Origin of the sequence: Bacillus sp. FJAT-42376 (genome assembly GCF_003816055.1) — a bacterium.
In the GTDB taxonomy this organism is placed as follows: Bacteria; Bacillota; Bacilli; order Bacillales; family Bacillaceae; genus Metabacillus_B.
In genome coordinates this window covers 2,875,658-2,888,250 of the sequence record NZ_CP033906.1, presented here as the reverse complement: position 1 = coordinate 2,888,250, position 12,593 = coordinate 2,875,658, and the positions used below count along the sequence as shown (strand labels likewise).

General features: G+C 45.7%; 11 protein-coding genes. 6 read left to right on the top strand and 5 right to left on the bottom strand.

The window, feature by feature from the left end:
* Nucleotides 1-17: 17 nt before the first annotated feature.
* Both CEF21_RS14505 and CEF21_RS14500 read left to right on the top strand, forming a co-directional pair.
* Nucleotides 18-872 carry a GRP family sugar transporter gene (locus CEF21_RS14505; protein ID WP_123920271.1) on the top strand — a complete coding sequence of 285 codons (855 nt, stop codon included), beginning with the start codon at nucleotides 18-20 and terminating at the stop codon, nucleotides 870-872.
* An 18-nt stretch (nucleotides 873-890) separates the two neighbouring features.
* Nucleotides 891-1,676, top strand: coding sequence for a glucose-1-dehydrogenase (locus CEF21_RS14500; RefSeq protein WP_123917534.1), 786 nt, complete (start codon nucleotides 891-893; stop codon nucleotides 1,674-1,676).
* A 156-nt stretch (nucleotides 1,677-1,832) separates the two neighbouring features.
* Here the strand turns inward: CEF21_RS14500 and CEF21_RS14495 are convergent, their stop codons facing one another.
* On the bottom strand, nucleotides 1,833-2,456 hold the full coding sequence (locus tag CEF21_RS14495; protein WP_123917532.1) for a cyclase family protein: 624 nt from the start codon (nucleotides 2,454-2,456) through the stop codon (nucleotides 1,833-1,835).
* Between the two features lie 100 nt (nucleotides 2,457-2,556).
* The gene (zwf, locus tag CEF21_RS14490) at nucleotides 2,557-4,044 is read right to left on the bottom strand and encodes a glucose-6-phosphate dehydrogenase (protein ID WP_123917530.1); all 1,488 of its coding nucleotides are present in this window, start codon (nucleotides 4,042-4,044) and stop codon (nucleotides 2,557-2,559) included.
* Between the two features lie 538 nt (nucleotides 4,045-4,582).
* On the opposite strand from zwf, the gene rnz reads away from it, so the two are divergent.
* The 3 genes from rnz (at nucleotide 4,583) to CEF21_RS14475 (ending at nucleotide 6,561) form a co-directional block, all read left to right on the top strand.
* On the top strand, nucleotides 4,583-5,500 hold the full coding sequence (gene rnz, locus CEF21_RS14485) for a ribonuclease Z (protein WP_123917528.1): 918 nt from the start codon (nucleotides 4,583-4,585) through the stop codon (nucleotides 5,498-5,500).
* A gap of 95 nt (nucleotides 5,501-5,595) precedes the next feature.
* Complete coding sequence (rpmG, locus tag CEF21_RS14480) at nucleotides 5,596-5,745, top strand: 50S ribosomal protein L33 (RefSeq protein WP_123917526.1); 150 nt, start codon at nucleotides 5,596-5,598, stop codon at nucleotides 5,743-5,745.
* 129 nt (nucleotides 5,746-5,874) lie between these two features.
* The gene (locus tag CEF21_RS14475) at nucleotides 5,875-6,561 is read left to right on the top strand and encodes a glucosaminidase domain-containing protein (protein ID WP_164462198.1); all 687 of its coding nucleotides are present in this window, start codon (nucleotides 5,875-5,877) and stop codon (nucleotides 6,559-6,561) included.
* A 201-nt stretch (nucleotides 6,562-6,762) separates the two neighbouring features.
* Here CEF21_RS14475 and CEF21_RS21620 read toward each other — a convergent pair whose 3' ends face one another.
* The 3 genes from CEF21_RS21620 to namA form a co-directional block, all read right to left on the bottom strand.
* A complete protein-coding gene (locus tag CEF21_RS21620; RefSeq protein WP_241156684.1) occupies nucleotides 6,763-9,342 on the bottom strand; it encodes a hypothetical protein in 2,580 nt (859 codons plus the stop codon).
* On the bottom strand, nucleotides 9,323-9,484 hold the full coding sequence (locus tag CEF21_RS21615; RefSeq protein ID WP_241156683.1) for a hypothetical protein: 162 nt from the start codon (nucleotides 9,482-9,484) through the stop codon (nucleotides 9,323-9,325). The genes CEF21_RS21620 and CEF21_RS21615 overlap by 20 nt, the downstream gene beginning before the upstream one ends.
* Before the next feature lie 197 nt (nucleotides 9,485-9,681).
* A complete protein-coding gene (gene namA, locus CEF21_RS14465; protein WP_481747590.1) occupies nucleotides 9,682-10,716 on the bottom strand; it encodes an NADPH dehydrogenase NamA in 1,035 nt (344 codons plus the stop codon).
* 152 nt (nucleotides 10,717-10,868) lie between these two features.
* Between namA and CEF21_RS14460 the strand changes: the two genes are divergently transcribed.
* Nucleotides 10,869-12,497, top strand: a complete 1,629-nt coding sequence (locus CEF21_RS14460; RefSeq protein WP_123917520.1) for a M20/M25/M40 family metallo-hydrolase — start codon at nucleotides 10,869-10,871, stop codon at nucleotides 12,495-12,497.
* Nucleotides 12,498-12,593: the final 96 nt, after the last annotated feature.

Here is a 12,593-nt window from a genome sequence, read left to right as displayed (position 1 = left end):
AGGAGTCGATCAGCATGATAGGAATTTTGTTAGCACTTATCCCGGCTGTAACATGGGGAAGCTTAGTTTTAATCAGTGTAAAGCTTGGAGGAGACGCCAAAAGCCAAACACTTGGAATCACGGCAGGAGCGCTCCTGTTTGCTGTTGTTACATATTTCTTCACCTTTCCGGAAATTACCGGAATTGCCTGGGGGATCGGGATTGTCTCAGGTGTATTATGGGCTATTGGACAATTTGGTCAGCTATCCAGCGTGAAATATATTGGAGTAGCCAAAACGGTTCCGATTTCAACCGGCTTGCAGCTGATCGGCACCACTCTTTTTGGGGTCTTGCTCTTTAAAGAATGGGATACGAAAACGGCGATTATTCTCGGTTCAATTGCAGTAGCTTCCATTATCATCGGGGTCATTTTAACCTCTGTCGGACAAAAAGCAGAAAATGAAGAGGATAAAAAGCATTTAAAAAAAGGTTTGCTTATTTTGCTCGTTTCCTCGCTGGGTTATATAGGATATGTCGTCATCATCCGTCAATTTGATATCGATGGATGGTCAGCGATTCTTCCCCAAGGAATAGGAATGGCTGCAGGAGCAATCGTGCTTACGTTTAAGAGTAAACCGTTCAATAAATACGCTTTGCGGAATGTGTTAACGGGGATTTGGTGGTCAGCGGGAAATCTCGGGCTCCTGCTCAGTCTTCCGCTGATTGGCGTAGCGACAAGCTTTTCTTTATCTCAAACGGGAATTGTTATTTCTACACTGGGAGGGCTTTTCCTGCTGAAAGAAAAATCGGCAAAAAAGCAAATCATTATGGTTGTTATAGGATGCTTGCTCATTATCGCAGGCGGCGTCCTTCTTGGATATACAAAACGATAAGAAAAAGGAGCTGTTCGTATGTTTAAGGATTTGGAAGGAAAAGTAGTCGTTGTTACAGGAGCAAGCTCAGGACTTGGGCGTGCAATCGCCAAGCGTTTTGGAGAAGAAAAAGCAAAGGTTGTCATCAATTATTATAAAAATGAAGGCAAATCAGATGAACTGATTGGTGAAATCAAAGAAGCCGGCGGAGAAGCTGTAAAGGTTCAAGGTGATGTATCGAAGGAAGAAGATGTGAAAAAAATCATCCAGTTTGCTATTGATACATATGGCACTCTTGACGTCATGGTCAATAATGCCGGAATTCAAAATGAGGTTCCTTCAGAGGAATTGTCTCTTGAGGACTGGAATAAAGTGATTTCAACTAACCTGACAGGAATTTTCGTTGGCAGCCGGGAAGCTATAGCCTATATGCTGAAACACGACATTAAAGGAAGCGTAATTAATATGTCTTCTGTGCATCAAATTATTCCCTGGCCTCATTTCGCTCATTACGCTGCATCAAAGGGGGGGATCAAGATGCTGAGCGAGACACTGGCCCTTGAATTTGCGCCGCACGGCATTCGAGTGAACTGCCTTGCTCCAGGAGCGATCAACACACCGATAAACAAAGAAAAATTCAGCGATCCGGTCGCGAAAGAAGAAGTACTGAAAATGATCCCGTTTAATAAAATCGGAGAGCCTGAGGAAGTGGCAGCCGCGGCCGTTTGGCTGGCTTCTAAGGAAGCCAGCTATGTGACCGGAACGACGCTTTACATTGATGGAGGAATGACGAATTATCCAAGTTTCCAGGCCGGAAAAGGCTGACAAAAAACACGCCCGCAGAGGGCGTGTTTTTTCAGGACTGAGATTTATGATGGGATCGTTTGACTTGAAATAATGTTCCTTGACCGCATCAGAATGCGGGGAAATGGCGGGAAGAATAAGAATGGCTGCCGGAGAATTCCGGCAGCCTGAATCGTTTTATTCTGCTTTCAATCCTTCAAATAAAAGAATTCTTGCAGGTGCGGCATCCTTGCCTAAAATCTTTAGCGGTGCCGCAACCATAAAGTAGCTTCCTTCGCTCACTTCTTTTAGACGCAGACCTTCAATAATGATGACTCCATGCTCAAAAAGGGTTTTGTGAGTAGGGTGTCCCTCTTGGCTTCTTTCAACGCCAAGCGCATCAATCCCGACTCCTCTGATGCCGATTTCACTTAAGTGCTTCGCAGCGCATTCAGCAACGAAGATAAATTCAAAGTTAAACGAATCCTCAAGAGAATTTTTGGTTTTAAAAAGGACAAAGTCGCCTTTTTGAATATCAAAATGTTCGATATCTTCCTTGCGGATCCGGTCTTCAACCCCAGTCAAATCAAATACTTTCGCTTGTCCGACTAGGTCATCCAAAGAGATGGATTCCATCGTATCGCCTTCGACGATCATATGAAGAGGGGAGTCAACATGTGTTCCTGTATGCAGGTCCATGGCAATACGTGTCTCGGTTACGTAGCCATTGGTTGCTGTGTTCAGAACAGGCTGTTTTTCTTCTTTGTTTTTATAAACGGGCATGCCTTCAAAGATTGGAGCAGATACATCAAACATTTTCATAGGAAGTCCTCCTTTTACGAATTGGCTAAACGCCCTGCAGCAAAAGCAGGGCGTTTAAATTTAATTTCACTGAAAGTAACCGTACAGCTCTAGGGCTTATTTATTCTGTGTCCGTTACCGGCCACCAGTGGTAGCCGTCTTTTGCAAGAAGCTCATCTGATGCATCCGGGCCCATTGTGCCGGACTGATAATTAGGGAAATCACCAGCGACGCTTGACCAGGCCTTCGCAATGGTATCAACGTAACTCCAGGTTAGAGCCACTTCATCCCAGTGGGTAAAGTTAGTCGCATCTCCGTGCAGGCAATCATCAATTAACTTTTCATATGCTTCAGGTGTATTAATGCCATCTATGCAGTTATTGCAATAGTCAAGCTTAATTGGTCTAGCGTAAGAACCGTCGCCCGTTTTCTTTGCATTTAAATGAAGGGTAATTCCCTCATCCGGCTGGATATTAATTACAAGAAGATTCGGATGCATGCTGTCACCATTGTTATAGTAAAGGTTCATTGGAATATCTTTAAACTGGACTACAATTTTCGTTGACTTGGCAGGCATGCGTTTCCCGGTACGAATATAAATAGGAGTTCCGGCCCATCGGAAGTTGTCGATGGTCAGTTTTCCGGCTACGAATGTTTCCGTATTGGAATTTGGATCAACATTGCTTTCTTCACGATAGCCTGGAACATCGTTATTTTGTATGCTTCCTTTTCCGTATTGGCCGCGGACAAAATAATCAGATACTTCATTTTCCTTCAGCGGGCGAAGGGCACGGAGCACTTTTACTTTCTCGCTGCGGATTTCTTCATCTGTCAGTTTGATTGGAGGCTCCATCGCAAGAAGGGCTACCACTTGAAGGATATGGTTTTGAACCATATCTTTAAGGGCACCGGAAGATTCATAATAGCGTCCCCGGTCTTCCACTCCAAGAGATTCACTGGATGTGATTTGGATATTCGCGATATACCGGTTATTCCAGAGCGGTTCAAAAATGGCATTGGCGAAGCGGATGACTTCAATATTCTGCACCATTGCTTTACCGAGGTAATGGTCAATCCGGTAAATTTGATCTTCTGAGAACGCGGCGCGAATTTCATCGTTCAGCTTTTGAGCGCTTGGAAGATCGGTCCCAAATGGTTTTTCTATGACCAAACGGCTCCAGCCTTCAGAAGAGGTAAGCCCTTCATTTTTAAGATTCATGGCAATCGTTCCGAAGAATTCCGGCGCCATGGCCATGTAAAACATCCTGTTGCCGGGAATATCGTATGTATGATCAAGTTCTTCCATCAATCCTTTGAGTTCCTTATAGGATCCTGGATTCGTTACATCAAAAGGATGATAGTAGAAATGAGAAAGGAAATCGTCCATTTCTTCATGTTCCGGTACGCTGTTCTCGATGGAAGTGTTAACGTTCTGGCGGAACTCTTCATTCGACCAGGGTCTGCGTCCAACTCCCACCACTGCAAAGTCTTTGCCAATCCGGTTATTTTGAAGAAGACGATAAATGGATGGGTAAAGTTTGCGTTTAGCTAAATCTCCGGTAGCACCGAAAATAACAATTACGGCTTTTGGATTTTGTTCTGTATTCACTATAAAGACCTCACTTTTCTTATAGTCAAGTGCCAGTTCTTTGGCTTCGTCACGATTCCGAATAAGCAAATGAATGCTTTTTAAAAAAGGTCCCGTACAGGTTCTTAATTTTAAAGCTTCATTCAGGTTAAAGCAAACATTTGAACTAAGTTTCTTTCATTAGTATAGACGACGAATCAAAAAACATTTACCTTCCCATTAAATAGGCGGTGAAATTTCGGAAAAAGGAAAAAAAGGAAATAAAATAAGGGGATTTTTGATTAAACGGGAGTCATGTTTCTTTTTATCATAGGTGTACACCATGTAAATCAGGGAATGCACCGTAACTGCAGGTCATCAGAGGTTCCGTCATTCCCGCACCACCGTCTCCTTGAAGTCCATCCTTCATATTATGACTGCCAGCCGACGGGCAATCTGATAGGTAGGATTGCTCACAGGCTGCCTTAGTCAGTAACTGGAAAAACATGCAATGTGAGCTGTCCATCATTCCTGTTTTCATGTATTCTATATAGAAGAATTGTTCTTAGGAGGATCAGCATTGAACGTATTATTTTTAGGGACAGGTGCAGGTGTGCCTTCCAAACAGCGGAATGTTTCTTCTCTGGCACTTGAACTGCTTGAAGAACGGGGAGCGGTCTGGCTTTTTGACTGTGGAGAAGGAACGCAGCACCAAATTCTCCACACATCTTTAAAACCGCGCAAAATTGAAAAGATTTTTATTACACACATGCACGGAGATCATATATTCGGACTTCCCGGCCTGCTCGGGAGCAGATCATTTCAGGGAGCAGAAGACCCGTTAATGATTTACGGGCCAAAAGGAATTAAGCAATTTGTCGGCGCAGCCCTGGCCCATAGCCAGACACATCTCAGATATCCGATTGAAGTGATCGAAGGGGAAGGAGGCATTGTATTTGAAGATGATCAGTTCATCGTCGAAGCAATCCTCCTGGAGCACGGTATTCCGAGCTATGGCTACCGGATAACGGAAAAGGACAAACCGGGTACCCTGATGGCAGACAAACTGATGGCAGCCGGCATTAAGCCGGGTCCCGTCTATCAGCAGTTAAAAGAAGGCGGAACCGCGGTGATGGAGGACGGAACTGTCCTGAATGGCCGCGATTATCTCGGTCCGCCTAAACGCGGGAAAATCATTGCCATAGCAGGGGATACGCGAAGCTGTCCACAGCTTGGAAGGCTTGCGGAAAATGCGGACCTTCTCGTCCATGAAGCTACATTCGCCGAAGCGGATGAGAAACTTGCACATGAATATTTTCACTCTACCACCATTCAAGCCGCTGCTCTTGCTCAAAATTATGCCGTGAAGCAGCTCGTCCTTACCCATATCAGTGCAAGGTATCAGGGCGAGCAGGTTCAAATGCTGTTAAACGAGGCAAGAAAAATTTTTGCTAATACCGCCATTGCTGAGGATTTATTGAGAGTGGAAATGACGTAATCAGGAAAGCGGGTTGACTAAAACGGGACAATCGCATAACATAAATTTAAATCGTAATAATGACGATTTAAAACTTAAAGAAGGAGGAATACATAATGCGTGTCAATATCACACTAGCATGCACGGAAACGGGCGACCGCAATTACATCACAACAAAAAATAAGCGGAACAACCCTGACCGGATTGAAGTAAAAAAATACTGTCCGAGACTGAAGCGTATAACCCTTCACCGGGAAACGAAATAAACGTTAAGAGGCCTGCCTTTATAAGGGCATGGCCTCTTTTTTATTTTCCCGTACAAGTATCCATACCATTTCCGCAAATGTGCTTATGATGTAGTATCTTTTAAAATATTTATGGAGGGAGAGCCATTTGTGGAAAACTTTATAGATTTAGTCGTACCTTATGTCATTAAGCTTCAAAAGGAAGAGCATATTGCGGCATCCTTGCTTATTGCACAATCAATACTGGAAACCGGATGGGGAGAGAGCTTTCTTGCAAAGAATGCTTTGAATCTGTTTGGAATTAAGGGCTCTTATAAAGGACAATCCATTACAGTGCGAACGATTGAATATGTCCAGGGGGAGGAAAGAGTCGTTTCCTCTGCATTTAAACGATATCCATCCTGGTATGAATCCTTTAAAGACCTTGTAGAGTTTTATAAAAGAGGGACGAGATACGCTCCTTTATTTGGTGAAATGGACTACAAAAAGGCATGCCTGGCCCTTCAGCAGGCGGGATATGCGAGCGATCCGAATTATGCCAGTAAGCTCATAGGAATTATCGAAAGAAACGGACTGGCCAAGTATGACACGATGTCATCTCCACCGCCTGCCAGTGTGACCAAACCATACCCGGGAGAACTCATAAAAAAGGGATCCAAAGGCATGCCTGTTCTCGACATCCAAAAACAGCTGAATAAACTGAATTTCAAATTAGCAGAAGATGGGATTTTCGGAATGAAAACAGAAAGGACCGTCCGGACATTCCAGCAGATAAAAGGGCTATCGGCAGATGGAGTAGTGGGAGTTAAAACGTGGAATGTTTTATTTGCAAATTGAGCGTCCGGCTGAATAAGAGCTCCGCCAAGGAACACTGGTTCTCATACTAGTGTTTTTTTTTGTGCTCGGGCTTATCTCTCTTTACCGGCATATGAAAGATTAAAAAGAGGCAAACCTCCGACGCCATGCGTATCTGGAGGTTTGCCATATAGGATCGTATGCACAAGGTTTAGAACTTCAAGTGAAAACGGGAATCCATCATCATAAAAAGACTGTATTTAACAGCAATTCAAAAACATCCAATGTTAACCCGCCAGGTGCGCCGGTACTGAAACCGACCGGGTAGTTAGGGTCTGCTGTGTCGGTTCCGTTCCCCCATGGGAGGACGACTCTGAGCAAATTGTTAAACAGCTTAATTTGTTCAAACCGGGGGATATTTGTTCCGCCGAACGTGTAATCCAGGTAAACAGCAAAATGATTAGGAGATTGATTGGTGATGTCGTTATTCTGAATTTTAATTAAATCTACTTGAGTAAAATCGATTGGAAGAAAAACGATCGAGCTTGAAGCAATAGCAGGATCTTTTAATGGGTTAACTACAGTATTCGAGTCAATCAGTATAGAAGCATTTGTAAAGTTCGTATTAAATAATGCAAATTGAGAGAAACCGGTGGAGATGTTATTTCTGATAATAATGTTTCCGCTTGATGTCGGGGTACCTTCAAAGCGCTGGTTTCCTCTTGCAAACGTTCCTCCCTGGAACGTATTTCCTGCAATCAGAGTCTGGCCGCTCACTGCCTGAATCAACAGGGATTCACGTGACCCTGCCAATGTGCTTCCCGGCTGGATAATGGTGTTATCGAGCAATGACAGATTATTGGCATTAATAAACATGTTTCTTCTCCCGCCATTCAGGACACTGCTGCTAATTGTGATGTCAGAGAAGAATGGAGTGTTGAACGGAATATTGATTAACGTATTATTACTCCCTGATGACGGTGTCGGAGCGGAAAAGTTTAACGCATCGATCGTGACAGAATTTGCGGAAATGGTCACACTTTGTATATCGGAAGCATCCGAAAAAACGATAAAAGCTGTATTTTTCGCGATTCCTTTCAACGTAAGAGATTTATTGATAATAAGAGGTGCCGGCTGATTGTAGGTACCGGGATAGACAATAATCAGGTCTCCCGGATTTGCTCCCGCAATAGCGGCAGCGATGTCAGGATAAAACTGCTGCTGTGTGTCATTAAAAATGGTATTCGTCACAAGCGTGACATTTGCGCCAAGGGTAATAAATTCGAAGCTTTGTGTGGTATTAAATTGAATCTGAGCTCCAGGGGCGCTGCTTTGCAGAGTGACGGCAGTTGTCCGGACCGCTGCTGGAAAACCGGAGATATCATAGAGTCCCGGTGAAAGGCTGATTATATCAATCGTTGAGTCATTCAATGCGGCAGCAAGAGCAGCAGCGGTTGAAACGGATACAGAAGTACGCAGGTTTAATAATTCGATATAAACAGATGCAGTGATGCTATCCTCCGTGGTCCCCGGGATGGTTTGAAGAGCAATTGGTGATGCGGTAATGTTATTAATCGTCAGCGTGGAGGGAGCAGTAACGGTAACGATGGCCTGCCCGTTATTTTGCTGGTTCGTACTTCCTGATCCGTAGTTTCCGCCGCCAACTTGAACACCATTTAAGAAGATTCCAAATTGGTTGGCCTCTGCTCCTGATACGGAAAAGGTTACTTCATAATCACCCGTCGCTGCAAGGGCAATGGATGATTCACCGACTGCATGGCCAATGGTACCTTTAATGGCGCCGTTTGTATTGAATGACACTGACGCTGCCGGCTGAACAAGCTGGTTCGTCGTATTGTAAATAAACCCGAATTGGCTTGCGACTCCTCCTGTAGCTCCTGTGACTCCAGCGCCAGTAGGCCCTGTAACCCCTGTAGGACCAGTTGCCCCCGTCGCGCCGGTTTCGCCCGTCGTTCCAGCGCCAGTAGGTCCTGTAACTCCCGTAACCCCGGTGGCCCCAGTCGCGCCGGTTTCCCCAGTCGCGCCAGTGATTCCAGCGCCAGTAGGTCCGGTAACGCCCGTAACCCCGGTTTCCCCAGTCGCGCCAGTGGCTCCAGCGCCAGTAGGTCCGGTAACGCCCGTAACCCCGGTGGCCCCTGTAGCGCCGGTTTCCCCAGTCGCGCCAGTGGCTCCAGCGCCAGTAGGTCCGGTAACGCCTGTAACCCCGGTGGCTCCAGTCGCGCCGGTAACGCCGGTTGCACCTGTAGCACCAGTTCCAGTAGGTCCTGTAGCGCCCGTAACGCCAGTGGTTCCAGTCGCACCGGTCGCCCCTGTTGCCCCAGCCCCAGTAGGCCCCGTAGCGCCAGTGGAACCGACTGCTCCGGTCGCCCCTGTTGCCCCAGCCCCAGTAGGCCCCGTAGCGCCAGTGGAACCGACTGCTCCGGTCGCCCCTGTTGCCCCAGCCCCAGTAGGCCCCGTAGCGCCAGTGGAACCGACTGCTCCGGTCGCCCCTGTTGCCCCAGCCCCAGTAGGCCCCGTAGCCCCAGTAAGCCCCGTAGCGCCAGTGGAACCGACTGCTCCAGTCGCCCCAGTCGCTCCTGACTCACTGCCGAGTAATTCATCTGATACCAATCGGTGGGCGGTAACTAATTCTCCTGCGCTATTTTTCCCCCAGACAGATATCTCCGTCTGCTGTTCCCCAAGACCGCTAGTAGTAAAAACAAACTCAAAACCATCGACATCCGCAAAAAATGTCTTGGTTACAACTTGGTTCGGGCCTAAAGAGAAAAGATTCGTGACATATTCAGTTCTGGTTCCATCCAATATAAATCCTTCTATTAAAACGAATTAAAACGACGGAACTGTTTGCAGAGTCTCTATTGTCTACTTTCACTGTTACGAGCTGACTCGGCCTTACTCCATTAACCGGATTGTTTTCAATGGGACCAGTTGATAATATCCCCAATCCTACATACCTCCTTCTTTTCTTATAGGGGTGTAATAGATGTTTCGTATCTCTCCTTTAATAGTAAAAATACACCATATTGTATGCAGCTATTACCAAAGTGCTTGGTCTTTTACTAGGAAGGATAGAAAGAGGCGGGAATAAAAAAAAGCTTTCCCCCTTGAATGAGGAAAAGCTTTTGAAATTGATATCATTTATTACTTCCAGCCGCGCTCATATTGAACAGGAGATTCAATGGAAATCCCAAGCTGTTCAGCAGCAGTTCTCGGCCAGTAAGGGTCACGCAGAAGTTCGCGTGCCAAGAAAACCAAGTCTGCACGTTCGCTTCGCAAAATTTCCTCTGCTTGAAGTCCGTGTGTGATCATACCGACTGCTCCCGTTGCTATTTGAGCTTCGCGGCGGATTTTTTCTGCAAATGGAACTTGATAGCCGGGGTAAACTGGAATATCTGCCGGCACAAGAGCCCCAGAGCTGACATCGATCAAGTCGATGCCCTGTTCTTTCATCCATTTCGCAAATACCACATGATCATCCGGTGTCAGTCCTTCTGGATGATAATCCGTTGCAGATACACGGACGAAGATCGGACCGGTCCATACTTCTTTAACTGCGTCAATTACTTCTTTAAGGAAGCGGTAGCGGTTCTCTGCTGAACCACCGTATTCATCGTCTCGATGATTGGATAAGGGGGATAAAAATTGATTGATTAGATAGCCGTGCGCACCATGAAGTTCAATGATATCAAATCCGGCTTCTTTTGCTCGGCGGGCTCCCTCACGGAAGGCAAGGATGGTTTCCCCGATTGCTTCTTTCGTCATCGCTACTGGCCTTTTGGAGTTTTCATTAAAAGGGATAGCAGTCGGAGCGGCAATTTCTTCTTCTAATACAGCTTTTCGTCCCGCATGAGCAAGCTGGATAGCGGTTTTGGCTCCGTAGCTTTTGATTTCTTTTACAAGGCTTGCAAATCCCTCTGTATGCTCATCACTCCAAATGCCAAGATCGTTCGGAGAAATTCGTCCCTGTGGTGTCACCGCAGTCGCTTCAAGCATAATCAGACCGGTCTGGCCTGCTGCACGGCTCACATAATGGGTGCGGTGGAAGCTTTCGAGCTTTCCGTCCTCGTTCATGGATGAATACATGCACATCGGAGACATAACAATCCGGTTTTTCAGTTCTACATCTTTTATTTTATATGGTTCAAATAACTTTCGATTCAAGATTTTCGCCTCCATGAAATAAATTCAAAAAAAGTATACCAGCGTTATTTCTTCAAGTCACTTTATCTGCCCGGAAGAAAGGGTATAGAAAGTTTTTCTGCTCCAGGCTGTTGAAATTATTCGATTATTCTATACAATGAATTCAAATGAGGAATGGAGGGAATAAGATGAAATCATTATGGCAGTCGAAGGCCCAACTAACCGAACTTTTATCAAAACTGGTTGAATATGACAGTGTCACCGGCACTCCCGGAGAAGCCTCTTTTCCTGAATATGTTCAGTATTTGCTGAACCAGAAAAATTATTTTAGCCAAAATCCGGATTTGCTGACACTTCACCCTCTTAAAGACGGAAGGCGGTTTTTGACAGCCCTCGTAAAAGGAAAAACAAATAAAACGCTCGTTTTATTAAGTCATTTTGATACGGTCGAAGTCATTGATTACGGAGAACTCCGGCATCTTGCGTTCCGCCCGAACGAGCTGACTCATATGCTAGAAGAGAAAAAGGAATGGCTGCCTGAACAAGTCCAAAAAGAGCTCGAGAGCGGAGACTGGCTTTTTGGAAGGGGCACGATGGATATGAAAGCAGGGCTTGCGGTTCAAATGGGTGTGCTTGAGAAGGCCATGCACAATCCGTTTGACGGGAACCTGCTGCTCCTGACCGTACCGGATGAAGAAGTGAACTCTGAAGGAATGCTTGCTGCCGTTCATGCCTTGAACGAACTTAAAGAAAAGCATCACCTTGAGTACGCAGCGTGCATCAATTCAGAACCAATGTTTACAAAATATCCGAATGATCCTGATTACTATTTATATACCGGATCGATTGGGAAAGTTTTACCCGGATTCCTTTGCTATGGGAAGGAGACCCATGTCGGTGAACCGTTTTCCGGTTTAAACGCCAATTTGATGGCCTCCAAAATCAGCGAGCAGCTCGAATTGAATGATGAATACTGCGAAACGGTGGAAGGAGAGGTGACGCCTCCGCCGACAAGCCTTCTTCAAAAGGATTTGAAAGAGGAGTATTCTGTGCAGATTCCCCATATTGCTGTATCTCTTTTTAATGTCCTGACAATGAAACGGCCGCTTGAAGAGCTTCATTCCATGCTTTTGGATTCCGCAAAAGCTGCGGCCAAAGAGATTGAAGCACACTACATAAAGAGAGCAAAAGCTTATTCCGAAAAAGTTCCGTACAAGCCCGACCCATTTTCGGTCAGAGTTATGAGCTATGAAGAGCTTTATATTTACGCGGTGGACAAGGCAGGAAAGCAGGAAGTCGAACGGAGAATGGCAAACCTTGAAACAGAATCCGCCGGAGAATCAGATGGACGCCATGCCTCAATCCGCATTACGGCCGAGCTGGCAGGACTGTGCAAAGAGCTTTCCCCGATGATTGTTCTTTTCTACGGCCCGCCTTTTTATCCGGCTGTTTCCTCCAATGATGACCGAATGATCCGCCATATGGCTGATTATGCATCCAATTTGGCGAAACAGTATGGAATATCGCTAAAAAGGCAAGTGTATTTCCCGGGATTATCTGATTTAAGCTTCCTGCAGCTGAATGAAACCGATGACTCATTAGCGAAGCTCACTGGAAGTCTCCCGGTTTATGGGAAAGATTACATCCTGCCGGTTCGGGAAATCAAGGAACTGAACATGCCGGTTATTAATATCGGTCCGGTTGGCCGGGATGCGCACCAATGGACAGAACGCCTCTATTTGCCATATTCATTCGGGCAGCTTCCCGGAATTTTGGAAAAGAGTATTGAGGAATTTTTCAATTGGAAGAAGAAATGAGAGAAGGAGCTGAGCCGCCCGGGCTGCAGCTCCTTTTTATCCCCTTGCTGAGAATGAGAGGAGAATGGGCCCGATATACGTGCAGGAAGAACTAAA

What these genes read in the sequence shown, in the direction of transcription:
- namA (WP_481747590.1), bottom strand. Translation starts at nt 10,716, where the DNA reads ATGGAGGCGAAAATCTTGAATCGAAAGTTATTTGAACCATATAAAATA.
- CEF21_RS14460 (WP_123917520.1), top strand. Translation starts at nt 10,869, where the DNA reads ATGAAATCATTATGGCAGTCGAAGGCCCAACTAACCGAACTTTTATCA.
- CEF21_RS14500 (WP_123917534.1), top strand. Translation starts at nt 891, where the DNA reads ATGTTTAAGGATTTGGAAGGAAAAGTAGTCGTTGTTACAGGAGCAAGC.
- rpmG (WP_123917526.1), top strand. Translation starts at nt 5,596, where the DNA reads ATGCGTGTCAATATCACACTAGCATGCACGGAAACGGGCGACCGCAAT.
- CEF21_RS14495 (WP_123917532.1), bottom strand. Translation starts at nt 2,456, where the DNA reads ATGAAAATGTTTGATGTATCTGCTCCAATCTTTGAAGGCATGCCCGTT.